The sequence below is a fragment of the uncultured Oscillibacter sp. genome, assembly GCF_950073225.1.
In the GTDB taxonomy this organism is placed as follows: Bacteria; Bacillota; Clostridia; order Oscillospirales; family Oscillospiraceae; genus Oscillibacter.
Genome location: NZ_CATMPS010000041.1, coordinates 1 through 24,004, shown reverse-complemented (window position 1 = coordinate 24,004; position 24,004 = coordinate 1). Strand labels below are relative to the sequence as shown.

Annotated in this window: 30 protein-coding genes and 2 pseudogenes; 30 read left to right on the top strand and 2 right to left on the bottom strand. The window is 58.3% G+C overall.

Features of this window, described 5'->3' with window-relative positions; translation table 11 throughout:
• Positions 1–227: 227 nt before the first annotated feature.
• The 16 genes and pseudogenes from Q1M04_RS14375 to vapD form a co-directional block, all read left to right on the top strand.
• Positions 228–719 (top strand): annotated as a pseudogene (locus Q1M04_RS14375) (hypothetical protein); the annotation flags it as partial.
• Positions 720–804: 85 nt separating this feature from the next.
• On the top strand, positions 805–1,209 hold the full coding sequence (locus Q1M04_RS14370) for a single-stranded DNA-binding protein (RefSeq protein WP_300448415.1): 405 nt from the start codon (positions 805–807) through the stop codon (positions 1,207–1,209).
• Positions 1,209–2,132, top strand: coding sequence for a hypothetical protein (locus tag Q1M04_RS14365; protein ID WP_300448412.1), 924 nt, complete (start codon positions 1,209–1,211; stop codon positions 2,130–2,132). Before Q1M04_RS14370 ends, Q1M04_RS14365 begins: the two co-directional genes overlap by 1 nt.
• Positions 2,129–3,049, top strand: a complete 921-nt coding sequence (locus Q1M04_RS14360) for an amidoligase family protein (protein WP_300448409.1) — start codon at positions 2,129–2,131, stop codon at positions 3,047–3,049. Before Q1M04_RS14365 ends, Q1M04_RS14360 begins: the two co-directional genes overlap by 4 nt.
• A gap of 6 nt (positions 3,050–3,055) precedes the next feature.
• Positions 3,056–3,307 carry a hypothetical protein gene (locus Q1M04_RS14355; RefSeq protein WP_297312346.1) on the top strand — a complete coding sequence of 84 codons (252 nt, stop codon included), beginning with the start codon at positions 3,056–3,058 and terminating at the stop codon, positions 3,305–3,307.
• Positions 3,300–3,821 (top strand): gamma-glutamylcyclotransferase family protein, encoded by a 522-nt coding sequence (locus Q1M04_RS14350; RefSeq protein WP_300448406.1) that lies wholly within the window; start codon positions 3,300–3,302, stop codon positions 3,819–3,821. Before Q1M04_RS14355 ends, Q1M04_RS14350 begins: the two co-directional genes overlap by 8 nt.
• Complete coding sequence (locus Q1M04_RS14345) at positions 3,811–4,200, top strand: hypothetical protein (protein WP_297312350.1); 390 nt, start codon at positions 3,811–3,813, stop codon at positions 4,198–4,200. The genes Q1M04_RS14350 and Q1M04_RS14345 overlap by 11 nt, the downstream gene beginning before the upstream one ends.
• On the top strand, positions 4,190–5,053 hold the full coding sequence (locus Q1M04_RS14340) for a DUF3846 domain-containing protein (protein WP_300448403.1): 864 nt from the start codon (positions 4,190–4,192) through the stop codon (positions 5,051–5,053). Before Q1M04_RS14345 ends, Q1M04_RS14340 begins: the two co-directional genes overlap by 11 nt.
• Positions 5,043–6,176, top strand: coding sequence for a methionine adenosyltransferase (metK, locus tag Q1M04_RS14335; protein ID WP_300448400.1), 1,134 nt, complete (start codon positions 5,043–5,045; stop codon positions 6,174–6,176). Before Q1M04_RS14340 ends, metK begins: the two co-directional genes overlap by 11 nt.
• Positions 6,173–6,811, top strand: coding sequence for a YodL domain-containing protein (locus tag Q1M04_RS14330; RefSeq protein ID WP_300448397.1), 639 nt, complete (start codon positions 6,173–6,175; stop codon positions 6,809–6,811). Before metK ends, Q1M04_RS14330 begins: the two co-directional genes overlap by 4 nt.
• A gap of 1 nt (position 6,812) precedes the next feature.
• Positions 6,813–7,562 carry a phosphoadenosine phosphosulfate reductase gene (locus Q1M04_RS14325; RefSeq protein WP_300448394.1) on the top strand — a complete coding sequence of 250 codons (750 nt, stop codon included), beginning with the start codon at positions 6,813–6,815 and terminating at the stop codon, positions 7,560–7,562.
• A gap of 29 nt (positions 7,563–7,591) precedes the next feature.
• Positions 7,592–8,200: a hypothetical protein gene (locus Q1M04_RS14320; RefSeq protein ID WP_300448392.1), complete on the top strand. Its 609-nt coding sequence runs from the start codon at positions 7,592–7,594 to the stop codon at positions 8,198–8,200.
• A gap of 34 nt (positions 8,201–8,234) precedes the next feature.
• Entirely contained in the window at positions 8,235–8,786 is a 552-nt protein-coding gene (locus Q1M04_RS14315) for a hypothetical protein (protein WP_300448389.1), read from the top strand.
• Positions 8,776–9,498 (top strand): DNA methyltransferase, encoded by a 723-nt coding sequence (locus Q1M04_RS14310; RefSeq protein WP_300448387.1) that lies wholly within the window; start codon positions 8,776–8,778, stop codon positions 9,496–9,498. Before Q1M04_RS14315 ends, Q1M04_RS14310 begins: the two co-directional genes overlap by 11 nt.
• An 86-nt stretch (positions 9,499–9,584) precedes the next feature.
• Positions 9,585–9,887 carry a hypothetical protein gene (locus Q1M04_RS14305; protein WP_295753698.1) on the top strand — a complete coding sequence of 101 codons (303 nt, stop codon included), beginning with the start codon at positions 9,585–9,587 and terminating at the stop codon, positions 9,885–9,887.
• A 119-nt stretch (positions 9,888–10,006) separates the two neighbouring features.
• Complete coding sequence (gene vapD / locus Q1M04_RS14300) at positions 10,007–10,399, top strand: VapD family protein (RefSeq protein ID WP_300448384.1); 393 nt, start codon at positions 10,007–10,009, stop codon at positions 10,397–10,399.
• A 12-nt stretch (positions 10,400–10,411) separates the two neighbouring features.
• Here vapD and Q1M04_RS14295 read toward each other — a convergent pair whose 3' ends face one another.
• Positions 10,412–10,999, bottom strand: coding sequence for a hypothetical protein (locus Q1M04_RS14295; RefSeq protein WP_300448381.1), 588 nt, complete (start codon positions 10,997–10,999; stop codon positions 10,412–10,414).
• Positions 11,000–11,099: 100 nt separating this feature from the next.
• Between Q1M04_RS14295 and Q1M04_RS16250 the strand changes: the two genes are divergently transcribed.
• Both Q1M04_RS16250 and Q1M04_RS14285 read left to right on the top strand, forming a co-directional pair.
• Positions 11,100–12,788, top strand: a complete 1,689-nt coding sequence (locus Q1M04_RS16250; RefSeq protein WP_366140839.1) for a DUF3560 domain-containing protein — start codon at positions 11,100–11,102, stop codon at positions 12,786–12,788.
• Between the two features lie 91 nt (positions 12,789–12,879).
• Positions 12,880–13,275 (top strand): DUF6329 domain-containing protein, encoded by a 396-nt coding sequence (locus tag Q1M04_RS14285; RefSeq protein ID WP_300448378.1) that lies wholly within the window; start codon positions 12,880–12,882, stop codon positions 13,273–13,275.
• Between the two features lie 326 nt (positions 13,276–13,601).
• On the opposite strand, the gene Q1M04_RS14280 is transcribed toward Q1M04_RS14285, so the two are convergent.
• Entirely contained in the window at positions 13,602–14,240 is a 639-nt protein-coding gene (locus tag Q1M04_RS14280) for a YitT family protein (RefSeq protein ID WP_295753705.1), read from the bottom strand.
• A gap of 105 nt (positions 14,241–14,345) precedes the next feature.
• Between Q1M04_RS14280 and Q1M04_RS14275 the strand changes: the two genes are divergently transcribed.
• From Q1M04_RS14275 to Q1M04_RS14220, 12 genes and pseudogenes are all read left to right on the top strand, one after another.
• On the top strand, positions 14,346–14,687 hold the full coding sequence (locus tag Q1M04_RS14275; RefSeq protein WP_300448375.1) for a hypothetical protein: 342 nt from the start codon (positions 14,346–14,348) through the stop codon (positions 14,685–14,687).
• Complete coding sequence (gene mobC, locus Q1M04_RS14270) at positions 14,671–15,051, top strand: plasmid mobilization protein (RefSeq protein WP_300448372.1); 381 nt, start codon at positions 14,671–14,673, stop codon at positions 15,049–15,051. The genes Q1M04_RS14275 and mobC overlap by 17 nt, the downstream gene beginning before the upstream one ends.
• A 5-nt stretch (positions 15,052–15,056) precedes the next feature.
• Positions 15,057–15,542: an HD domain-containing protein gene (locus tag Q1M04_RS14265; protein ID WP_300448369.1), complete on the top strand. Its 486-nt coding sequence runs from the start codon at positions 15,057–15,059 to the stop codon at positions 15,540–15,542.
• Entirely contained in the window at positions 15,539–16,012 is a 474-nt protein-coding gene (locus Q1M04_RS14260) for an HAD domain-containing protein (RefSeq protein WP_300448366.1), read from the top strand. Before Q1M04_RS14265 ends, Q1M04_RS14260 begins: the two co-directional genes overlap by 4 nt.
• Positions 16,013–16,015: 3 nt before the next feature.
• Positions 16,016–16,480, top strand: a complete 465-nt coding sequence (locus tag Q1M04_RS14255) for an HD domain-containing protein (protein ID WP_300448363.1) — start codon at positions 16,016–16,018, stop codon at positions 16,478–16,480.
• Positions 16,456–16,869 (top strand): annotated as a pseudogene (locus Q1M04_RS14250) (relaxase/mobilization nuclease domain-containing protein); the annotation flags it as partial. The gene Q1M04_RS14255 and the pseudogene Q1M04_RS14250, both read left to right, overlap by 25 nt.
• A gap of 125 nt (positions 16,870–16,994) precedes the next feature.
• Positions 16,995–17,945 (top strand): hypothetical protein, encoded by a 951-nt coding sequence (locus tag Q1M04_RS14245; RefSeq protein WP_300448360.1) that lies wholly within the window; start codon positions 16,995–16,997, stop codon positions 17,943–17,945.
• Positions 17,926–18,318 carry a DUF3801 domain-containing protein gene (locus Q1M04_RS14240; protein ID WP_300448358.1) on the top strand — a complete coding sequence of 131 codons (393 nt, stop codon included), beginning with the start codon at positions 17,926–17,928 and terminating at the stop codon, positions 18,316–18,318. The genes Q1M04_RS14245 and Q1M04_RS14240 overlap by 20 nt, the downstream gene beginning before the upstream one ends.
• Before the next feature lie 420 nt (positions 18,319–18,738).
• Positions 18,739–19,260 (top strand): isochorismatase family cysteine hydrolase, encoded by a 522-nt coding sequence (locus Q1M04_RS14235; RefSeq protein ID WP_300448355.1) that lies wholly within the window; start codon positions 18,739–18,741, stop codon positions 19,258–19,260.
• Positions 19,261–19,313: 53 nt separating this feature from the next.
• Positions 19,314–20,714, top strand: coding sequence for a VirD4-like conjugal transfer protein, CD1115 family (locus tag Q1M04_RS14230; RefSeq protein WP_300448417.1), 1,401 nt, complete (start codon positions 19,314–19,316; stop codon positions 20,712–20,714).
• Between the two features lie 537 nt (positions 20,715–21,251).
• Positions 21,252–21,875, top strand: a complete 624-nt coding sequence (locus tag Q1M04_RS14225; protein WP_300448352.1) for a zinc ribbon domain-containing protein — start codon at positions 21,252–21,254, stop codon at positions 21,873–21,875.
• A 27-nt stretch (positions 21,876–21,902) separates the two neighbouring features.
• Positions 21,903–23,540 carry a recombinase family protein gene (locus Q1M04_RS14220; RefSeq protein WP_300448350.1) on the top strand — a complete coding sequence of 546 codons (1,638 nt, stop codon included), beginning with the start codon at positions 21,903–21,905 and terminating at the stop codon, positions 23,538–23,540.
• The last annotated feature ends 464 nt before the right edge of the window (positions 23,541–24,004 follow it).

The window sequence follows — 24,004 nt, the reverse complement described above, 5'->3', positions numbered from 1 at the left end:
TATGCTGAGGGCGGCTACGTTGACACAGACAATGGGCACCTCTCCAGTAAGGGCCTCTACACCACGGATGACCACGGCGAGGTCCATATCTCCGGCATCGTCGGGACAGTTGTAATCAAGGAAACCCAGCCCCTGCCCGGATATACCATCGAACCGGGCAGAGAGAGCCAGACTATTACGGTCAATCCCCAGGAAACACAGACGGCAACCTTTTACAACATCCCCGCCAGCCGGTCAATTACATATTCTCCGGCATCGCCAACAGCTCCAACGTGCGCCTTGACAATTTCTATTGGCGGGACACGCTTCCCGCCGAGGTGCGGCTGGAGAAGATCGTCACCGGCACCTACAACTTCCCCGGAACCTATAAGATCACCTACCGGGTGAACGGAGGAGAGCCCCAGACCCTGGCGGACAACCTGAGTACCCAGAAGAACTACACCCTCGCCGCCTCCGCCACAGCCCTGGGTCTCGCCAGCAACGAGCGGGTCACAGAAATCATGTTCGTATTTGGGCAGGTCCCCGGTAGCTTCGCCCAGGTGGAGAAGCCCATGCTGCACTGTAAGGCCGTGTCCAGCATTGCTGCCAGTTCCTTCGTGAACAAGGCGGACGTGGGCGGCACCTACCAAGGCGTATGGGTCCAGGCGGTCAGCCGCTGGGTGACCACCGTCTACGGAAAGAAGCCCTCCGTGCCCAAACTGCCCCGTACCGGCTATTGATTCTCGCGCCCAGGCGGCCCGCCTTTCAGCGGGCCGCCTGTAGTCCTATACATTATAAATATATCACCAAAGAAGGAGACTGTCTATGCTGAAAGTTGCCGCAACCGGAAACCTGACCAACGACGTGGAGCTGAAGACTCAGGAGGACGGCAGGCCCTACGCCATCCTGCGGATCGCCTCGGACCGGCGCTACCGGGCCAAGGACGGAACCCGCCTCACCGATTTTATCTCCATCAAGGTCCGCGGCCCCCTGGCGGAACGCTGCGCCGCCATGGCCTATAAGGGCTGCAAGCTGGCCGCCGCCGGGGACTTCGAAACCGTTGTGCCCTCCGAGGACCCCACCCGCCAGCCCGGCTTCCTCATCAAGGCCAGCGATGTGGAAGTGCTTTCCCCCAGAAAGGCGCGGGAGGCCGCCGGGGCCATTGACGCTGCCAGAGCAAACCGGGAGGCCGCCGCCTGCGGGATGCCTGAGAGTGAGGCCATCGCTTAATGCGGAACACTGGCGTCGAATATGGCAGCGCGGACCGGACCCCGGTGGTGCTGCCGGAGATGGCAGAGCTGCTCCCCCCTCTCACGGGGGAGCAGCTGACCGCCCTGGAAGCGGACCTGCTGAAAAACGGATGCTACTCGCCTATCATCGTCAATGAGGATATGGTCATCATCGACGGACATAACCGCCAGCGGCTGTGTGAGGAGCACGGGATTCCGTATAAAATGGCGGTGTTCTCGTTTGAGGACTTGCTGGAGGCGAAACGCTGGGCCATTGAGAACCAGCGGGGCCGCCGGAACCTGGAGAAGTGGGAGCTGGGCAAGATCGCCCTGAAGCTGAGGCCGGATATTGAGGCGAAGGCCAGGGCCAATCAGGCTGCGGCCGGAGGAGACAAATCTGGAGAGGGAGCGCTTTTGACAACATTGTCAGAAGCGCTCCCTCCTGTCAGCACGAGGAAAGAACTGGCTGAGTCGGTTGGCATTGGCGAGGTCACCATGGGCAAGGTCATGCAAATTGATGAGCACGCCCCATCCACCGTGAAGGAGGCCCTGGACAGCGGGGACCTGTCCGTGAACCAGGGCTACAACATCACCCGTCAGGTTCAGGAGCTGCCGGAGGAGGAACGGGAGGAGGCCGCCGCTCAGGCGGTGGAGCTTCTGAAAGCGAAAAAGGAGGTCCAGGCCATCGACGCTGAGGCGGACCGCCGGGGCAAGATCGCTTCTCTCTTCTGTAAAGCCTTTGAGCGAGCCGTCCTGCTGACCCCCACGGAGGAAAACGTCCGTATCTGGGTGGAGAACACCCGCATGCGGTCCGACGAAATTGAGGATTCTGTCAAAGAGGCCCGCGAACTGGCGGAAACCTTCTCCGCCATCGCGGACGTCCTGGAACGCCTTCTGCCGCAGGGAGAGGAGGCGTCTTCGTGAAAGAAGAAATCTCCGTCCGCCAGTGGCAGAAGCAGTTCAAGGCCGGATTTTACGACAGCCCGGACATTCACACACAATGCGGGGCGGGCTGGTACGACTGGTTCTGCCAAGACAGAGCCCTGGCAGGACGGCTGAAGAAGATCGCCAAAGTGGTCATGGGCGTCACCAACCCTTTTATTTTGGACCATTATTACATCTGGTTCAAGAAGCTGACCTATGACGAACTGCCGCATCTTCAAGAGTGTATGCGGCGGGTAACAGCCATCGGCGCGAAGGTGAACGACTCCTGCGGGCTTCACGTCCATGTAGACGCCTCCAACCACAACCGCCAGAGCCTCAAAAACCTGATCAGCATCATGTATTCCAAGGAGGACCTCCTCTTCAAAGCCTTGCAGGTGAATGAGGCAAGAGCCATAGAGTGGTGTCAAAAGGTGCGGGAACCCATGCTGAAACAGGCTCGGACCTTATCTGCGGAGGAAACGTCAGACTTGACCCAGCTGGAGGATATCTGGTACGAGGGCTTTGAAAATGACGGCAGGACCCGTCATGACCACTATAACAAATCCCGGTACTATGCCCTGAATCTTCACTCTGTCTTTTACCGAGGCACCGTCGAATGGCGGTGCTTTAATTCTACCCTGGACCCCGCCAAGGCGGCGGCCTATGTGCATCTGTGCCTCGCCATGTCCGCCCAGGCCATCGTCCAGCGGAGCGCCGTCATGCAGAAAACCCGCAGTGACAACGAGCTGTTCACCTTCCGGGTCTGGCTGGTCCGCCTGGGCCTCAACGGCGACGAGTTCAAGGAGACTCGAGATATCCTTCTCGCTAACCTTGACGGCGACCGGGCGTGGCGCCACGACAAGGACAGCTACGAGGTCAACAGAAGGAAAAAACGACACCATGAAAATGAGAGGTGATTTTAAATGAAAATCAGCATTGACGCCAGAACCTATGAGGGAACCGGGACGGAGATTTTGGAACAGCTCCGCCTGACCGCCTTCGACCCCACCGAGTTCCCCGACGCCGAGAGCTACCTCTGGCAGCTCCGAAGCAATTTCATCCGGGCCACCGATCTGGACTGTCCCCTGCCGAACGGCAGTCTGGAGCGGCAGGCCCGCGCCATGTTCGCCCTGCTGGCCAAGGCCGGGGCCCTGGAGGTGCTGGAGGATGGCTGACGGAAGACTGTATTTCGCCTACGGCAGCAACATCAACCTGGAGCAGACGGCCTGCCGTTGCCCGGACGCCTGTGTCGTTGGGCCGGTATTTCTGGAGGACTATGAACTGCTGTTTCGCCGGGGCGGCTTCGCTACCATTGCTCCCAAAGCGGGCGGCAGGGTCCATGGCCTGCTGTGGAGCCTCACGCGGTCGTGTGAGCGCTCCCTGGACCGGTATGAGGGCTATCCCCGCTTTTACGATAAGCGCACGGTGACTGTCCGGGACGGCCTGGGCCGGTCTCTCTCCGTCATGGCCTACATTATGGATGAGCGGTTCAAGGAACCCATGCTTCCAAGCACCGCCTACTATAACGGTATCCTGGAGGGATACCGATGCAGCGGTCTTCCGGCCGCCGCTTTGAAGGAAGCGTGGGACCACGCTGTGGAGGAGGTCCATGCGGAGACAGAGCGAATCAACAACGCCTTTATCAAACGCGGCAGACCGCTGAAAGGAGGAAATTCTCATGAGCGGTAAAAAGATTTCGCTATCCGGCGAGGTCCATATTTCCACTGGCAGCGTGTACACCACTGTGGACGCTCTGGAGACCCTGAAATGCGTTGGCTTGACCTATGGCCTGTACGACCGCGCCGAGGATATTCGCGGCGCCCGCGTCATGCTGGAGGAGGGAGATAAGCCCGCCCTGGTTGTTCAGTCGGATATCAGCCATCATGGGTCCCCGCTGTGGGAAACAATTCGCGTCATTACAGATGACCCGGAGCAGATTCACCGTTATTTGGCTTTTCGGGAAGTTGTGAAAATGATTCGGCAAATGGAGATTGGGCGGGAGCACGGTCCCGCTCCGGAGAAACCCTTGTCTCCCAAAAAGAAGGAGGCGAAGGGCCATGAGCGCTGAAGCCTATCCGCTCCAGGGGCTTGACAAGGATGAGGAATTGCTGACCTTCTCCGGCTGCGCCGAGGAACAGGCTTGTATCGGCCACCTGCGGGGAGATTTTGGCCGGGGGACGGAGTTCTGGACCACATGGTGGGACCACCAGGGGGAACTGAAGGACCAGGAGTTCAAGGACGAGCTGGACGAGGTGGTCAACACCTTGCGGAAGGACGGCCCCCTCAAGGATCTCAGCGCCATGCAGAGCTTCTGCTGGAAGCATAAGCAGGCCCAAATGAGCCCTGAATCCGGCAAAGATTATTACGGCTTCCGGGTGGATACCCCTAAGCGCCGCTACTATCTGCGCTTCCTGCCCCTGCGGGGAAATTACAATTTTTACATTTACTGCTACCAAACAGACAAGCTGGAGAGGATGGCGGAGCTGCCGCCCAAGGAAGAAAGAATGAGCAAACAAACAATTAAGGTCCTTGTGGTTGAGCCGACGAAGCCCTGCGAGGTGCGGGAAATCCTTCCCGATCTCAAGTCCCTGCAGGGTGTTGCCGGTGGGAAAATTGAAATGGTTTCTCCTTTTACGGAGTCTGCTGCCATTATCTGTAACGCCGAGGGCAAAAACCTGAATTTGCCTCCCAACCGTCTCCTCTGCGACTGCTATGGCGATCCGTATGACGTTCTCTGCGGGACCTTTCTAATTGTCGGAGTGGGCGGCGAAAATTTCATTTCCCTGACCGATTTCCAGCTTCGTTCTTACAAGGAGATGTTTGATCATCCCCATCTGCTTGCCATTCCGTTGGAAGCGCCTGATTCCCCCGAAAAACCCACAGAACAAAAAAAGAAAAGAGGAAAGACTCATGAGAGATAACTACATCCTGACCGCCGAATCGGTCACCGAGGGCCATCCGGACAAGCTGTGCGACGCCATCGCCGACCGCGTTCTGGACGCCTGTTTGAAGCATGATCCCGCCACCCATGTGGCCTGCGAGGCCATGGCCACGGCGGGAAAAATCATTGTCGCCGGGGAAATTACCGCCCGGCAGCTGCCGGACATCCCCGCCATCGTCTCCCGGACGGTACGGGAAACCGGCTATTCCTGCGATTACGAGGTGGAGGTTATTACCCACGACCAGAGCGGCGACATCGCTGGGGCCGTGAGCGGCTCCAGTGAAATGGAGGCTGGCGACCAAGGTATCATGTACGGCTTCGCCTGTACGGAAACGCTCCAGCTCCTCCCCCTGCCCGTGGTGCTTGCCCACCGGCTGACGCTGACACTCACCAATGCCCGCAAGCTGGGGACCATCCAGGGCCTCGGTCCGGACGGCAAGGCCCAGGTATCCGTGGAATACCGCAAGGGCAGGCCCACCCGGATCGCCGCCGTGGTGGTTTCCTGCCAGCACGATGAGGAGAAGAATCTGGAGGAGCTTCGGAAGGAGGTCACCCGCCACGTCATCGTCCCCGCCCTGCGGGACCTCTACCCCGACCACGAAACGGAGGTCCTCATCAACCCTTCCGGGCGCTTCGTCCTGGGCGGCTTTGAGGCGGATACGGGCCTGACGGGCCGGAAGCTGATGGTGGACACTTACGGCGGCCTCGTCCCCCATGGAGGCGGGGCGCTCTCCGGAAAGGACGCCAGCAAGGTAGACCGCAGCGGGACCTACATGGCCCGGTACGTCGCCAAGAACATCGTGGCCGCCGGTCTGGCGGAACGCTGTACCGTCGGCCTCGCCTACGCTATCGGCAGGGCGGAGCCGGTGGCCGTGGACATTGACCTCCATGAGACCGGACGATACCCGGAGGCGGTTCTGGAACAGGCAGTCCGGCAGGTGTTCGACCTGACTCCCGGCGGTATCATCCGGGCCCTTGGGCTGGATCGTCCCATCTTCGCTCCGTTCTGCAATTACGGGCATTTCACCCACCAGGACGCTCCCTGGGAGCAGACGAACCGGGCCGCCGCCCTGGCGAAAGCCTGTGAAAGGGAGGCGCGATGAACGGCGATACCCTCGTCAATGTATTTGGTGTTCTGGCTTTCCCGAACGAGGCGGACGGCGGGTTAGTCCGCTTCATTGACAGCGATTACAACACTCTGTTTCATGTGCCGGACGGTGAAAACATCACCCTCACCACCTTCGGCGATGACCGGAGAATCCTCCCCTGCCGGTACATTGACGTCACCCACGCCCGGATCGGCGGCGAAACCTTCCACATCTGCCAGTTCGCTGAGATCCAGGAGCGGAACGGGGCTGTTTATGCTCCCGAGCATCCCAAAGAGGGCGACGTCTGCGACACCTACACCATCTACCAGATCAAGGACATCAGAGCGGCGCCCTATGCCTTCATGCCCTACGCGCAGGCGAAAGTCAAGCTGCGGATGTCCCATTACCAGCGGGCTTACCGGGGCGTTCTGGCGCCCAAGGTCACTTTGGATGATTTATATCTCAAGCACAATCAGGACAATCGTCCCTTCGGGCAGCAAATGCATTCTCTGTCCATGAGCGATGTAATTGTGCTGAACCGGGGCGGGGAGAAAAAAGCCTATTATGTGGACACGGTGGGCTTCCAGGAGGCAAAGCGGTTCCTGAACCCGCCGGTTCGGAAGCGGAAGCCGCCCACGCAGGAGCGCTGATATGGAACGGCCTAAATTTATTGCCTCCTGCTCCTTCGGGAAGGATTCCATGGCAACCGTGTTGCTTGCCAAGGCCCATGGGGAGCCGCTGGACGAGGCAGTATACTGCGAAGTCATGTTTGACAGGGACATCTCCGGCGAGGTGCCGGAGCACCGGGACTTCATCTACGAAACCGCCATCCCCGCCCTGGAGCGAATGGGGATAAAAATAATCGTTCTCCGCTCGAAAAAGACCTATGTGGACCTGTTCACCGGCAGGGTCACCCGCGGCCCTAAGAAGGGCATGGTTCGCTCCTTCCCCCTGTGCGGGAAGTGCGCCGTCCAGCGGGACTGCAAGGTCAGGCCCATCCAGCGGTACCAGAAAACCCTGCCGCCTGTGACGGTCCAATACATCGGCATCGCCAAAGAAGAGCAGGAACGGCTGCTCCGTCTGGAGGGCGGCAGACAGGTATCCCTGCTGGCAAAATACGATTTCACAGAAAAAGACGCATGGGAGTTCTGCCGGACGGCGGGACTCCTTTCGCCTGTCTATGAATTCACTGACCGGGGCGGCTGCTGGTTCTGCCCCAATGCCAAGCAGGCGGAACTGCGCCACCTCTACGACCACCACCCGGACCTGTGGGCCAAGATGCTGGCCCTCCAGGCCATTCCTGGCAAGACAACTGAGAAGTTCAACCGCACCCAGCGCTTCTCGGACATCGACGCCCTCTTCCGGCAGGAAGATCAGGGCGCGCTTCGGAGCGCCGCATGAAGTACAAGACAATAGTTCGGGGAGGTTCTATGAAAAGAGAAGAATTTGAACGTCAGCTCCAGCAGTTGGTCCCCCGCCTGGACGGCAAAACGACGGAGGCGTGGTACCGTTACGGCCTGGAAATGTGCGGCGAGTTTTCCTACGACTTTTTAGAAGCGATGATGACGTCCTTCGGTTTTCTCAAAAACAATTTCCTGCCTGAAACCGTACAGGATGTTTACGGAACCATTTCCTGCGGCACTCTCCTGCCCTCCGAGATGGCAGCCGCCGCCGTATACATGCAAAACGGCAGCACAGCGACGCAGATAGCCGGGCTTGCCGATCAGGGCTGTTTGATGTGCTTTCACACGCCGCGGTCAGCGGACGAAAACAGTCCCCTGGCCCTGCTCTCTGTTCACGAGAACGGGAAACTGAAATCCTTCTACACCGTGGACTTCGGCAGCTTTCAGCCGGAGAAAACCCTGCTGCGGGCCAGGGCCTTTGCCAAGGAGCACGCAATACCTGTAACCAACGCCGTCGCGCTGTTATGGAACGACAAGAAGTCCTGCCCCGCCAAGACGGACGATTCCTCTCACCGGCTGTTTATAGGCAGCGATCCGGAAATGACCCAGGCGATGACTATGATTTTCAAGCGATAACATTACAAACATCACCACAGAAGATCTGCAGACAATGAGCGGTAAGGAGGGTCTCATCCTCCAGGGCTGCGGCGGCCCTTTGCGGGAATGGCTGAACGGCGTCAACGGACTGCTCACCGAAAGCGGTATCCTGCTGGACGGCAGCCGCTTCGAGCGGGCCTCCGTCTTCCAGCACGACGGCCTGACAAACCTGCTGTTCCCCTTTGAGGGTGTGAAACTGGACATGGGAAAGCTGGCCATGTGGCGGCTCCAGACCCATGACCAGTTCGGTGGAACGTGGCTCTCTGACTACGTCCCCAACCGTCTGGAAGGATTTACTCAGGCATATTCCCCGCAAAAGCCGAAGATGGACCTTGCCGGTATGGATGGCAACATCTACGCCATCCTGGGCAATGCCTCTATGCTGCTGAAGGAAGCCGGGATGCGGGAACAGATCGACGAGATGTTCAAGCGATGTGAAACCTCCGGCAGCTATGATGAAGCCCTCAGCATTATCAGCGAGTACGTGGACACTGAGCTGTCCGCGCCTCCCATTGAACCGAAAAAAACTCACAAAAAGAAAGGAAAATCTGCCCATGAAAGATAAGTGGACCATCATCCAGGGCGACGCCCTGAAGCTGTTGGGAGACTTCGCCCCCGGCACCTTTGACGCTATCATCACCGACCCGCCCTACGCCTCCGGAGGCCGGACGCAGAGCGAGAAGAACAAATCCACCGCCAAAAAATATTCCAGTATGGGAGACGCCGCCCCTCCGCCCTTTGAGGGAGACGCCAAGGACCAGCGTTCCTGGACCCGCTGGGCGGCGGAGTGGCTGGCGGACGCCCGGAAGCTGTGTAAGCCCGGCGCGCCGGTGTGTATGTTTATCGACTGGCGGCAGCTCCCCGCCGCCTCCGACGCTCTCCAGTGGGCGGGCTGGGTCTGGCGCGGCACCGCTGTGTGGGATAAGGGAAACTCCCGCCCCCAGAAGGGCCGCTTCCGCCAGCAGGCGGAGTACATCGTCTGGGGCTCCAACGGCGATATGCCCATCAGCCGCCCCGTCCCCTGTCTGCCGGGGGTGTTCAAATACGGCAACCCCCAAAACCGCACCCATCTGACGGAGAAGCCCCTCCAGCTCATGCGGGACATTGTGAAGATCACGGAGCCGGGCGGGCACATTCTGGACCCCTTTGCCGGGTCCGGCACCACCATTCTCGCCGCTGTGCTGGAGGGCTACACCGCCACCGGCTTCGAGGTCACCGACGAGTACGCCCGTCTCGCCAGGGAACGGATCGAGCGGGAGCTGGCCGAGGCGGCGTAAGGTGTGACTGTCTGCCGATTCTTCTGGATATGGCCGGGACATGCTGGTATGATGTGGGCTACCAAATAAAAGGAGGGATATCGAGCATGAAAGTTCACATTTCCTTTGACAAAGCCGCCGTGGAGCGGCAGGGCCGCAGGCTGGAGGACGTCCACCGCACGGTCAAGACGCTGTTCGCTGTTCACGATCTCCCCTGCACAGATGACAGTGACGCCCTGGTCTTCCAGGACAGGGGCCATGGCGACGATTTCGCCATTATGTGGGACGTCATCCTGTCCCTGCTGCGGGCGGACTGGTTCCTGGACTGCGCTGCCTCCTGCGTCTGGCAGGACGAGAACGGCGAGGAGGATGTGCTTGCCCAGGCCGGAAAGGCGGGTGAGAAAACATGACGGATGATTTTCCTGGCGGATGGCGCAAAGGAGATATCTGCTATCTTATTACAAGCAGAGCCAAGGAGAAAAGGGGCTGGACCGATAATCCGTGAAGAAAGCACACAAGGAGATTTAATATGGGGATGACACGAAAGCAGATCAGCTTCGATCTGAGCCAGGATGCGCTGAAGCGGTATTATCCTCACAAGGAGACAGGCCAGGACTCGCAGTTCTTCAAGCGGGCCTATAAGGACATCCGGCGCTTCATGGAAGCCAACGGCTTTGAGCGGCGGCAATACTCTGTGTATGTCTCCTTGCAACAACGGACCTCGCTGGACGTCGCTCTCCTGGCCCAGCGGATGGGAGAGGCCCTCCCCTGGCTGCGGCTGTGCGTCAAGGACATAACGGTTACGAACATCGGAGCGCGGCATAGCCTTCTGGGGCTGCTGCGCTCCGATGCGCTGTCCGCCGAACTCCTGCCGCCTGTTTCCAAAGTGCCTCATAAAAAGAGAAAAATGCCGGAGCGATAGACGGGAGAAGCGCTATTCAACGGCGGAACCGGATATCAGCTTTTCCCGCAGTCCCTTCGTGTACTGGACTTCATATGTGCCATGGGCCAAGTCAAAACACGCCAGCTTTCCACTGGCGTCAATGTAGACATAGTGGTAGGAGATTGGCGCTTTATTCTCTTCGCACAATGCTTCCAGCAGCGGTTCCAATTCGTGATTCTCCAGAGTGTGCCGGTCCGAGTAGAGGAACAGGTCGTAGTGACCCAGAAACGCATATCCGGCATTCAGTTTTTTCAGCTTTTTGCGAAAAGGCTCAATGAATCCGGCGGCAGGGAGAGGGTTGATGACAAAGGTCTGCCATGCGTGATACTCAATGCCGCATTTTGCGCACAGCTCCAGGATTTTGTCCGACGGAACCTGATATGGCTGGCTCATGGCAATTTCCGTCACAAGCCGCTCAAAGGTTTCTCCGTTCACAGAGGTAACCTCTATACCGGCTTCTCCGTCCGCGGTCTGAAGGTCTGGCTTATCCCGCAGGAGCAGCGTTCCGTAGCGGTCGCCATACACCGCCTCCAATATGTATTTTGCGTATACCTCATACGGGCTGGTGTGTCTGGACACAGTGCATTCCCCCCTATACCATGATGAAACATTATACTTCAACACCATTACATTTCATAGTCGAAATTCTAAAATCAACAGTGAAAGCTGTCAGAAGATTTTGCAGAGGAGGTGTGCAGCTATCAACTACTACATCATCAATGAGGAGCTGGCCCGCCGGGCCAAGGAAATGAACAGCTTCTACGATTATAAAGAGGGCAGCGCCACAGCGGAATACCGGAGGTCCGTGGATGCCGCCGCCCGGATCGCGGAGGAGCAGAAACGGAAGGTGGACCCCATTCATCATGAGAGGATCGACCGCCTGCTGGATACCTATGCCCGCAGACTGGCCGAAAACACCAACCGGCAGAACGCCATCGCCGCCCGTGTGCCGTCCATTTTGATTGCCGGGGGAAGCAATTTCCCTGTGCGGAAGAAAGAAAAGCAGAATCAGGCTTCTGACGCGGCCATGAAGGAGTGGCAGGAAATCCAGGGACTCCTGGACAAAATCCGTGGAACTGGAAAGGGCGGCATCAGCTCCGACGATCCCGAGGCCGTCCAGAAGCTGAAGGTCAAGCTGGAGGGCCTGGAGCGGGAGCAGGAGCGCATGAAGGCCGTCAACGCCTACTACTGCAAGCACAAAACCCTGGAGGGCTGTCCTGGTTTGGACCCGGTTCAGTTCGAGAAGCTGAAAGCTTCCATGGCTCGTGACTGGCATCCGGAACCGAAGCCCTATCCGAGTTTCCGCCTCACCAATAACAACGCCATGATCCGCCAGACGAAGAAACGGATCGAGGAGCTGTCTCAGAAAGCAGAAACGGAGTACGAGGGCTGGACCTTCGATGGTGGCGAAGTGAAAATGGACCGGCAGGCCAACCGGCTCCAGGTGTTCTTCGTTGAGAAGCCTGACCGGGATACCTGCTCCGCCATGCGGCATGGCGGTTTCCGCTGGGCTCCCAGCGTGGGGGCGTGGCAGAGGCAGCTCACCGGTAATGCCATCTACGCTGCCAAGCACCTGGACTGTCTCCGCCCCGTGTCTGTGGAGCAGCCCGCACCGGATCATGTGGAATCTGTTCCGGAACTGCCGCAGGATGCCGGTAGCGGGTGGGGCTTTTACATTATCGCTGATCTGAAAACCTGGGCGGACAACGCCGGGGAACGCAGTGAACTGGAACATTTCCCCTCTTTTGAAGCGGCCAAGGCCCGGTTTGAGGAACTGCGGAGTGAACCTTATAACAACGAGGCCGCCGAACCCAGCCCGGACGGACGGCCTCCCGCCCGGCTGACCCTGGGCATTGAGAGCGGGGACGGTCTCAGCGCCGCCGACCTTCTCCAGGTGCGCCAGGGACGGAACTGCCTCGTGACCGCCTTCACTTGTATGGACCGACTGCGGGCGGACCCGGCTGTGCGGGAAATCCTGGGCCGGGTTTCCCGGGAAATTGGCTTTGAGCTGGTGCAGCCTCCCGGCTGTCCGCCCATTCCCTTTGAGGCGTGGGATAACCCATACTTCCCCGCTGTCACGGCTGGCAGCATCGCCGCGCGAATCTATGATCTGGGCCGGCAGTGCATCCCCGAGGACTTTGCGGACGAAACATCCCGAGAGGGGACGGTTGCCGTTTTTGCCCGGATGCTTCAAAAAGGAGGAACCGGCGGCGCCAGGGAGATCGCGCTGGCTGTGTCCGGCATAGCGATGGATGGGAACGAGGCTGTACAGGCAGAGGCCAATGCGATCATCCAGGACATTGCCGCATATGGGCTCAAAGAAGAAGCGCCGGAAAAAGTGCGGCGCAAATCATCAAAAGAGCGGTAACGTCAGGGGGCTGGGTGTTATGTACTAGCACCCAGCCCTGTCTGCCAAGGGGGTTATATGTAACACCCTCGCTCTGGAAAAGGAGGATAAGATGGCGGTATCCACGATCTATACCCATTTTCATTTCAAGGCCAATCGTCTGCGGGATTTGCAGAACATAACAAAGGACAAGCCCATTCGCGTCGAGGTTGTCAAGGTTGTTGAGCTGACCGAGAAGCAATTCCGGCATTTTTCCACGCATTTGCTGGAGGACATGCCCTTTATTATCGAAAACAGAAACCTGATGCGTGAGGTTGACGGCGTGTATCATTGCCTTTTAGTGTGCGTCAAAAATCATCGGGGCGGCATTTTGGTGGAAAGCGAGGGCTACAATTACGCCCGCTACGCGGCAGACGTACTGGATAAATCGGCTTTGGACCTGCGGGACGTGCCGGTGGACCACTATGATCTGAAGCTCCGGCAGCCACCCTCGGGGCCGGAGCGGTGAGAGTGACCCTCCTTCTTCTGGGGTCCCCGCCGCAAGCCAACGAAGCGTTTGCGGTGGGGAGAGGAGGGGCAAAGGAATGGAACGCAGTTTTCACCAGCGGTGGAAACGGAGTGGAATGGATTTCGCCCCGACGAGGCGCCTCCTGCGGCCATTCCAATCAGCCCTTCCGCTTGAAAACGGCCCCGCCGGAGGCGGGGCAAGACCCTGCCGCCCCTGGCGGCAGGGCCGCAAGCATAGCGCAAATGTACATTTTGCGCGCTTGCAGGGGACAAACCCCTGACCCCTATGCCGCCTGCGGGCGGATGGTTCCCGGCCCTAGGCCGGAATTACTCGAACCAGCCCCTCACCCGGCTGGACACAAAGGCGATGGCGGGACCCAGGCAGAAGCCGGTGATCAGCGTCGTAAGGCCCACCGTGGACCCCAGCAGGAAACCAAGGGACAAAATCGAGATGTCCCACAGCATGCGGATCGCGCGGGCGCTCAGCCGGTTCGTGCGGGCCGCAATCAATTGCGGAATCGCGTCGTAAGGAGCGACGCCCAGATCCACCACCATGTAAAACGCGGCGGCAATCAGAAACGCCGCCATGCTGACTGCGAACAGCACAATTCTGACCGTCATGGACAGGCCCTCCGGCGGAATATGGGGGCTCATCAGCCACATGGTGAAGTCCGCCATATAGCCGACGCCCACCATATTGGCAACGGTGCCCACGCCGATGCGGGAGAGGTCCAGTCGGATGACCGGGAGGAACATCAGCAGGTTAAATGCCAGTTGACAGGTTCCAAAGGAAATGCCCGTCCGGGCGGAAACGCCCAGAGTAAATGTCGAGCAGGGGTCCGTGCCGAACCCGACGGTCTTGAACACCGCCACGCAGACCCCGATCACAATCAGGCTGACGGTGAGGACAGCCAGTCTGCGTCCCATACGGGGACGGGTAAAATTTGCCGCAATCGCTTCCATCATAAACGCGCCTCTTTTCAGCGGAGAGATGACAACGGCTGAAATTATACCATCGGGGCGCTGGGCCGTCAATGCGGAAATTTATCGGCTTCGAGCCGGAGAAGGGAGGTGCAAACGCAGGGTGGCATTTTACGCCAGCGTGAGTTTTGGAAAAGACTCACTAGCCATGCTGCTGTTATTACTGGAAAAGAAAATGCCATTTCCTGCTGGTGCTGCAAGAATAAGAACCGAAAAGAGCTGAAAGCGATTTATCAGTTCCTCCCTGAATATTGGGAAAAGCTGAAGGAACTGCAAGCCCAGATTCCCATGCCCATGAAGCCGTTCAGCCGGAAGGGCATTCCCTATGGCAATGTGTTCGATTTGGAAAAAGTATTCGAGCAAGAGGTTCGGGAGGAACGCTCTGCTGTTCCTCCAAAAAAGAAAAGGAGGTGCTGTGAGCAAAGCAGATAAAAAGGGTCGGCATCACCTGCACATAGAGTTGACCCCGGCGCAGTATCAGCTGCTGACGGAACAGGCCGACGCCTGCGGCCTCAGCAAGCGGGCCTACCTCGTCCGCCTCATGGAAAGAATGCCGCTCCCGGTAAAGCCCTCCCAGGAACTCAAGGACCTCCGTTGGGAGGTCCATAAAATCGGCGTGAATATCAATCAAATCGCCCGGAGCGTCAATGCTGGGATCGCCAGGGCCGAGGATGCCAGGCGGGGGTTGTTCCTGCTGGATCAGGTCTATGAATTGATGTACCGGGCAGCCCAGAAGGAATCGCTTGCCTCCGGCAGCCGGATGGGATATAATGGTCAAAACGTACAGGGAGAGTGACTCCAATGACCACTGCGGAAATTGCCCGGAAAATGGTAGCGTACTCCAACGGAAACCGGCACGACGTGAACCATTTTATGAAGGTCTGGGCCTTCGCCAAAACCATCGGCGAGTGCGAGGGCCTGGACAAGGCATCCCAGGATATTCTGGAAATCGCCGCCATTGTCCACGACATCGCCTGCCCCCTCTGCCGGGAGAAGTACGGCAATACAAACGGAAAGTATCAGGAGTTGGAGGGTCCCGCCCTGGTCCGGGACTTCCTCTCGGACAGCGGCCTCCCCCAATCCGCCGTGGACCGCATCGCTTGGCTGGTGGGCCATCACCACACCCTCCAGGGCATTGACGGCCCGGACCATCAAATTCTAATCGAGGCGGACTATCTCGTCAACGTCGACGAGAGCGGGTACTCCAGGGAGAACGTGGAAAACAGGCTGGAGCGGGTTTTTCGTACAGAAACCGGACGAGCGCTCCTCCGAGCCATGTACCTATGACAGCCCTGTTCCTGGACATCGACGGCGTGATCTGCACGACGCTGAGCACTCACCTCAGCGCCCTGCTGCGGCTCCCCCTGGAGCGGCAGGTTTTTGACCCGCTGGCCCTCTTTTGGCTGCGCCGGCTGGTGCGGCGGACCAGGGCGGAGATCGTTCTCTGCTCCTCCTGGCGGGACGCCCTAGAGGTGGACGACCCGCTCTGCCGGGCTTTCATCGGGAACCTATACGACTGCCTCGCCCGGAACGGGACGCCCATCGTCGACGCGGCTCCCCGGCTTCCCAGCGGAAACAAGGGGGAGGAAATCCTGGCCTGGCTGGCGGGGCATCCGGGCACACGCTATGTGATTCTGGACGACCACGACTGCTTTGTCCCGGAGGTCCGGGCCCGCTGGGTCCCGGTCCCGGAAAACCGGGGGCTTCGGCGCAGGCAGGCGGAGGCGGCTTTGAAACTGCTTTTAGAGGAGGACTAAATTATGGGACGGCTGAGCGATCTGCGGACCCACGTAAACTATGAATTGGAGATGATTCCTGATCCGAAAACCCGGACCAGCGCTGTGGCCCACCTCTACGGCGTGTCCTTAGCGGCCACGATGCTGGCGAAAAAGCGAAGGCTGGACCCGGAGCTTGCCTCCATGGCGGCGATGCTCCACGACCTCTGGGCCTACAAAAACGGCAGCTACGAGGACCACGCCCACCAAGGCGCGGCGCTGGCCAGGGAGATTCTGGAGGGCCTGGGCCTGACCTCGCCGGAGGAAACGGAGGTCATCTGCTCCGCCATTTACCACCACGACGATAAGCTGACAACAGACGGCCCCATGGAGGAACTGCTCAAAGACGCCGACGTGGTCCACCACTGCATGAATGACCTCTCCAAAGCCGTGAAGGAGAAGGAAAAGGCTAGATTTGAAAACCTGTGCAAAGAGTTCGGCATGGAATAACGGTTCATCTGAGAGCCGCCTCAAAAAGAGGCGGCTCTTATTTTCTGCGAAGGGAGGCGGCACAAATCGCCGTCACAAAAATTCTGGCCCGGAAGGGGCCGCTGGCGGACGGTGTCGGATACATCCTCAACGAAGAAAAAACGGACGCTCTCCTCACCATCCACCTGAACTGCGACCCAGGCCGGGAGGTTCGGGAGATGCTGGATACCAAGCAGGCTTATGGAAAGAAGGAGGGCGTCCAATATTACCATGTGATTCAATCCTTTAAGCCCGGCGAGGTCACGCCGGAGCTGGCCCTGGAGATCGCCAGGGAGTTTGCGGAAGAACACCTGCCGGGCTTTGAGGCGGTGATCGCCGTCCATGTGGACAGGGAGCACATCCACGCCCATACCATTTTTAACTCCGTAAACGCGGAAACCGGCAGAAAATATCACAGCAACGCCCGCGAAGCTACTACAGCCAAATTCGCGCCACCTCGGACCGCCTCTGCCGGGAGCACGGCCTGTCGGTCATCATGGAGGGGGCTTCCTCCAAGGCCGTCAGCTATATCGAATGGCTGCGGCAGAGCAAGGGCCAGCCCACCTTCCGCTCCATGCTGGAGGCGGACCTGCGGACGGCCATCGAGGACGCCAACGACCTGGGCCACTTCTTTATGCTCATGGAGCACATGGGCTGGGAGATCAACCACGGGAACCGCCTGGGCTTCCGGCTCCGGGGGCAGGACCGATTCATGATCCCAGGCCGGAAGAATCCTATGTTCACGGAGGATGGCATCCTCGCCGCTATCCAGGGCAATCTCTCCGCAATCGAGGCCGGACAGCGGTTGCCGTCTGCCTATCGTGTCCCCTACCGGCCCTACAAGAAGCATCCGAAATATACGGGCTTCCTGGCGCTGTACGTCCATTACTTATACGTTCTCGGCAAGATCGAAAAGCGGCAGTATCCGCCCAGAATGACGCCCCAGCTTCGGAAGGAGGTCATTCGGTTCGAGCGCTGCCGGGAGCAGTTCGCCTTCCTTCGGGAAAACGGTATTGCCACCCAGGAGGACATGGCAGCGTTCCAGACCCGCACGGAGGATACGCTGATCGGCCTCATGAAGCAGCGGACCATTCTCAACGTGCGGAAGAAAAAGCGCCGTTCTCTGTACGACGCCCTGGCCGATGTGGAGGCCCTGGAGGAGGCCAGGCGGCTCTATGACGAGGGCCTCTCCGGCATGGAGGCAGAGGCCGCCCGGTACGCCGAGGCTTCCGCCCTGCTGGATGGCTGCGGCGTCCCTCGTGAGCGGCTGACGGCGGAAAAAGCGGAGCTGTACCGCCAGCTGGCGGAGCTCAACCGCTCCATCCGGGCGGAGCGAAGGAAGCTGGCCTTATGCAAGGAGGTGATGGAACGGGCCCCGAAAATGAAGCAATCCATTGAACATCTTGAATTGAAGGAGGTAAGCCACGATGAACATCGGAGGCGGTGAGGCCGCCGACCAGCTGGTGCGCATGATGCTCTCGTTCGGAGAGGTCAGCGTCCGGCTGGGCGGCTCGGCCCTCAAAAACGTGCTGGCGCTGTCCATGGCGCTGGCGAAGAACAACAAGACCATTTCCGGGAAAATCAATCTGGGGAAGATGCTGCGGGAAACGCGGGATCTCCGTCAGTTCCCTATGTCCCCGGAGCAGTATCGCCAGTTTGCCAAGCTGGCGAAGAAACAGAAAATCCTGTTCTCTGCCATCCATGACAAGGATGACAAGGGGAAGCTCATCGACGTGATCCTTCCGGTGACGGAGCTGGACAGGGCCAATATGATCTTTGAGCGGGTGGGCTATTTGTCCCCGGAACAGCCTGCGCCCTAGCGGGAACAGCAGCCCCCGCGTAAGGAGCGTGAAGGCCCCCAGAAGCGACGGGAGGAAAAGGCCAAGACCGCGGACCACCCGGAGCGGGAGGGCTCCCAGAAGGCCCCCAAGGGGCCGGAGCGGGGCAAGAGCTGTCAGGAGGCGGCCGCGTCAAAAAAAGATTCTCCGTCGCAACGCGCCTCGCCCGGTACCAGAAGCAGCTCCTCTTCACACAAAAAAGCCGTGGTTACGAGGACGACGAGTGACCGCCCTTCCGTAGAGGGGCGGCTGAAGGCGTACCGGACGGAGCTGGACCAGCGGCGGAAATCCGCGCCTGTCAAGAGCAGGAACAAGACTAGGCCCAAGAACAGATAAAACAGTTTTCCTCCGCCAGAATTTATGATATGATAGCGTCATCAAAACAAAGGAGGGCCCACCTTTATGCGGAAGATTTTACTGGTCATTGACATGCAGAACGACTTCATCAACGGCGCTCTGGGCACCCCGGAGGCGGAGGCCATCGTGGACCGGGTGGCGGAGGAAATCGGCAAATACCCCGCTGGGGATGTCATCGCCACACGGGACACCCACCCAGAAAACTACCTGGAGACCCAGGAGGGCCGGAACCTGCCCGTGGTCCACTGCGTCAAGGGGACTACAGGCTGGGAGCTGCACCCGAAGATCGCCGCCGCCCTGAAGGACGCGGTGGTGATCGACAAGCCCACCTTCGGCTCTAAGGAGCTGGCGGAGAAGCTGGCCCTGCTGGCGGAGCTGGACGAGCTGGAAATCACGCTGGTGGGCCTCTGCACGGACATCTGCGTGGTCTCCAACGCCCTGCTGGTCAAGGCATTCCTGCCGGAGACAACCGTCCGGGTCATTGCGGACTGCTGCGCCGGAGTGACGCCGGAGAGCCACAAGGTGGCCTTGAACACCATGCGGATGTGCCAGATTCAAATTCAATAAATCAGCGAGGAAGCGCCCTGTGCCAAGCGGCATGGGACGCTTCCCTTTTGGAGGTGATTCCAATCAAGCAATCCAAAACAGGCAGCCTCGCCGTCCGCCTGTTCCTTTACATTCCCGTTGTCTGGGCCGCGCTGCTCATCGCCCTATCCCTGGGTGGAGGGTTACCGGACATTGTGGGCAAGCTGACGGCGGCGCTGGAAAATCCCTTCAATGTTCATTGGACGGAGTACAGCGCCCTGTCTATTCTCTTCTGCACCGCCGCTTATATTCTGGCCCTGCTGTACCACTCCGCCAACCAAGGCCGGACGAGGGACGGGGAGGAGCACGGCTCCGCCACCTGGGCCTCGCCCCGTGAGGTGAACGCGCAGTTTTCTCAAAAGGAGAACAAGCTCCTCACCCGGAACGTCCGCCTGGGGCTGGATACTCACAAGCACCGAAGGTCCCTGAACGTGCTGGTGATCGGCGGTTCCGGCGCGGGAAAATCGCGCTCATATGTGAAGCCAAACATCCTGGAGGCCAATACAAATTATGTGGTCACGGACCCGAAGTCGGAGGTCCTGCTTGCCACGGGCGGCTGGCTGGAGCAGAACGGATATGACATCCGGGTCCTGAATCTGGTAAACCTGGAGGAGAGCGACGGATATAATCCATTCCGGTATATTCGGGATGAAAAAGATGCCCTGCGTCTGGTGAACAATCTCATTCAGGCCACCACGCCCAAGGGCAATCATGGCTCCGATCCCTTTTGGGAGAAGTCCGAAACGGCTCTGCTGCAAGCGGTCATTTTGATGCTGTGGCAGGAGGCCCCGGAGTATGAACAGAACTTCTCCATGGTTATGCGGGTGCTGGAGTACGCCGAGGTGAAGGAGGAGGACGAGGAATACGTCTCGCCGCTGGATTTGCTCTTCCAGTCCATCGAGCGGGAGAAGCCGGACAGCGTGGCGGTTAGGCAGTACAAGGTCTTTAAAATGGCGGCGGGCAAGACCTCAAAAAGCATATTGGTGTCCACCGCTGTGCGGCTGGCTCCCTTCAATCTGCCTCAAATTAAGGCCATTACGGACAGGGATGATATGGACCTTTATACGCTGGGAGAAAAGAAATGCGCTTTGTACGCCGTCATACCCGACAACGACAACAGTCTGAATTTTCTGGTGAGTCTTCTCTACGCCCAGGCATTCCAAGCCCTTTACTACAGTGCTGACCAAATCCACCATGGAGCCCTGCCCTGCCACGTCCACTTCGTGCTGGACGAGTTCGCCGCCATGCCCTTGCCGGGCTTCACCCGTGAGCTGGCGACCATGCACTCCCGCAACATTTCGGCAAGCACAATTATACAGAATATGGCGCAAATTAAAGAACTTTACAAGGACAGTTGGGAGACAATTCCGGGCAATAGTGATACTATTTTGTACCTTGGAGGCAATGAAGCGTCAACGCATAAAGTGCGCACGTAAGAACAGCCCATTCGCTGTTCGCGGTGCAGCTAAAATACTGCCTTGAGCAAGCAGTAGGAAAAGAATATCGAGCGATGCAAATCGCAGCCTATCACCCCCCGGCTTATCTGGACAGGGAAACCTGACAGGGAGTGTAGCATGCCGGAGAGCACGTGGTCACAGAGTTTCCCTGGGGTCACAAGGTGCAAACAGGGTGAAAATTTATGTATGAGGATGGAAGCTAAACTGCTTGAATGACAGCCGGAGATTGGGCCAAGTGCGCGCCTGCGCCGTATGGGAGCTAAACTCGGCGCTGTTCTGGCGGAGACATTTATTTGTGGTGCCTCTGTGGGATATTCCAGAACAAATCCAGCCACGGGAAAGTGGAAAACGGCGAACGTCACATTCCGAAAACATAAAATGCTCATGTTTTAGCTGTACTAAACGTGGATTGCCTAAAGCGGAATGCCCTCTCATTTGGGGCTATGGGCATCGGCCCTGAAAATCCGCCATGGCAACAGAGTCCCCATAGTAGTCTGCGGCGGTAATGCCGTCCACATGGCGAACGCTGACGGCATCCTCTACAGCCAGGAACGCCCTCAGTGGACCATGAACCGGGTGGGCTTCATTCTGAAAAATCCTCGCTATACGGGCGCCGACGGCTGCCCCGTCGTTATTGACGCCGGGACCTTCCAAACGGCGCAGGAAATCATTCAAAGACGGAAAAAGACGGTTCGCAGATCAGACCGCCCAGCCCTCCAATACCGTGAAAAGCTCCGTTGCGGCGAGTGCGGCAGTCCCTTAAAGCGGCGGCACAGCGGACAAAAGCGAAATGATACACTGTACCTCCAATGTGAGGGCTGTGGAATCAGGACGGAAATCAAAGATTCTGATTTTCTGGCAGAAGTGGAGCGGCAGACAGCAGCGTATACGCCTTCGGAACAGTCCGCTGTGGTCTATGAGCCGTCTGCTGAGGCAGTCCGTCTGACCAACGCCATCAACCGGGGACTGGAGCACCCAGATCAGCCGGAGGAGATTGTAAAACTGATTCTCCAGGGGGTTTCCGCCCGGTACGACTGCTTCTCACAGGAGGCCAATTTAATTGATATCCATGGCGAAAAGGCCATTCAATATATCACTATCTCCGCGGACAATGCGGTGACGGTGACCTTCAAAGGATAGTATAAACCTACCGGGAAAGGACAGATTATGGAACAGGCTGTACGAGAAAAGCGAATACGTCTCATCCCCGCCACCAAGGAGAAAACGCCAACCGGAGGCCCCTCCGGCAGGAAGCTGCGGGTGGCCGCTTACTGCCGGGTCTCCACCGACAGCGAGGAGCAGCTCACCAGCTACACCTCTCAGAAGGAGTATTACACGCAGAAGATCGGAGAGAACCCTGATTGGGAATTTGCCGGGATTTTCGCTGACAGAGGCATCACCGGCACCAGCATGAAAAAACGGGCGGAGTTCAACCGCATGATCGCCGCCTGCAAGCGGGGGCGGATCGATATGATCCTCACGAAATCCCTCTCCCGCTTCGCGCGGAATACGGTGGACTGTCTGGCCACCGTCCGTATGCTGAGGGGCCGGGGTATTGCAGTCCACTTTGAAAAGGAAAACATCAATATGCTCACGGAGGCCGGTGAGTTTATGATCACGCTGTTCAGCGGCTTCGCCCAGGCGGAGAGCGAGTCCATCCGCAACAATGTGATCTGGGGCATCCTGAAAAGCCGGGAGGCTGGCAACGTGCCCTTCCAGTATACACGTCTGCTGGGGTACCGCCGTGGGGCGGACGGTGAGCCGGAGATCGACCCGGAGGAGGCGGAGGTGGTGCGGCGCATTTATCGCCGCTATCTGGATGGGGCCAGCATCTTCGGGATTCAGAGGGAGCTGGAGCAGGAGCATGTTCCCACCGCCACCGGGGTGAAGCAGTGGTCCTGGCAGACGATTCGCAATATTCTCATCAATGAGCGCTACATCGGCGACGCCCTGCTGCAAAAGACCTACACCACCGACTGTATCAGCAAAAAGATCGTGCGGAACACCGGCGAGTTTCCCATGGTCTATGTGGAGAACAATCATCCGGCGATTATCTCCAGGGATATGTTCTATCAGGCAAAGGCGGAGATGGCCCGCCGTGCCAGCAAACGGAAGGTGATGCAGAAGACCGGCAAGACCGAGCAGGGGAAGTATTCTTCTAAATACGCCCTCAGCGAACTGCTGATCTGCGGGGAGTGCGGGACGCCCTACAAGCGCTGCACCTGGGCCAGGAACGGCAAAAAACGGATCGTCTGGCGGTGTGTTTCCCGCCTGGAATTCGGGAAGAAATACTGTCATGACTCGCCCTCGCTGGACGAGGATAAGCTCCATCGGGCTATCGTGACCGCTTTGAACGAGTACGGCGCCATCCGGGCCGAGGTAAAAGCCGAAGTCCTGGAGCTGGCGGGGCTGGCCCAGAGCCACGACAGGGCGGATGGGGTAAGCCTCCTGGAGCTGAAGCAGCGACTGGACGCTCTGACGGCGGAACAGGCCGTGCTGCTGGACAAGGTGCTGGAGGATATGGACAGCCTGGAGCTGAACGCCCAGCTCGAGGCGGTGACGGCGGAGAAGCAGGACATTCTGGATCAGATGCGGGCTCTTGAAGAAGACAAAAGCCAGCGGAGCCTCCGGGCTTCCAGGCAGCGGGAGATGGAGGCGTGGCTGGACCAGCAGCCGATGCGCTTCAAGGAATACGATGATACGATTACCCACAAGTTTATAGAGCGGGTCACGGTGGTGGACGCCGGCACCATTCAGGTCAAAATCAGGGATGTTGATGTGGTGATCGATGAAACACTGCCCTGATCGAAAGCATGAGGAAAGAACGCAGGACCGGAGAGGCAAACGCCGACTCCGATCCTGCGCTCTTTGCTTATGCCCAAAAACGGTCGAATCCATTGTGCTGCAACGGTTTTGGGCCTGCATCTTTTTCCCCCACACAAGGAATCCCTCAAGAGTTAAGCGTAGGACAGCCTCATCTCGAAGCGTTAGAAAATTGTTGCAAAGGGCATCTTTGGTCGCTTTATCATACCATTTGATATAATCACGTCCTGGCTTTAGCATAGCAACGTACCCATCTACCAAATAGCTGTATTCATAGTTATATATTTGGCCATATAAAAAGGAATTGTTTGCCCTTATACTCTTACTGTGCCACAACATTTCGGTCTGATTGATTTCATCCAACCATCTGTAAAAGCTAGTTATCACCGTAATATAGGATTTAAGTGTTGAACTACTTATAGTAGATTGAACAGATAATATCTTTT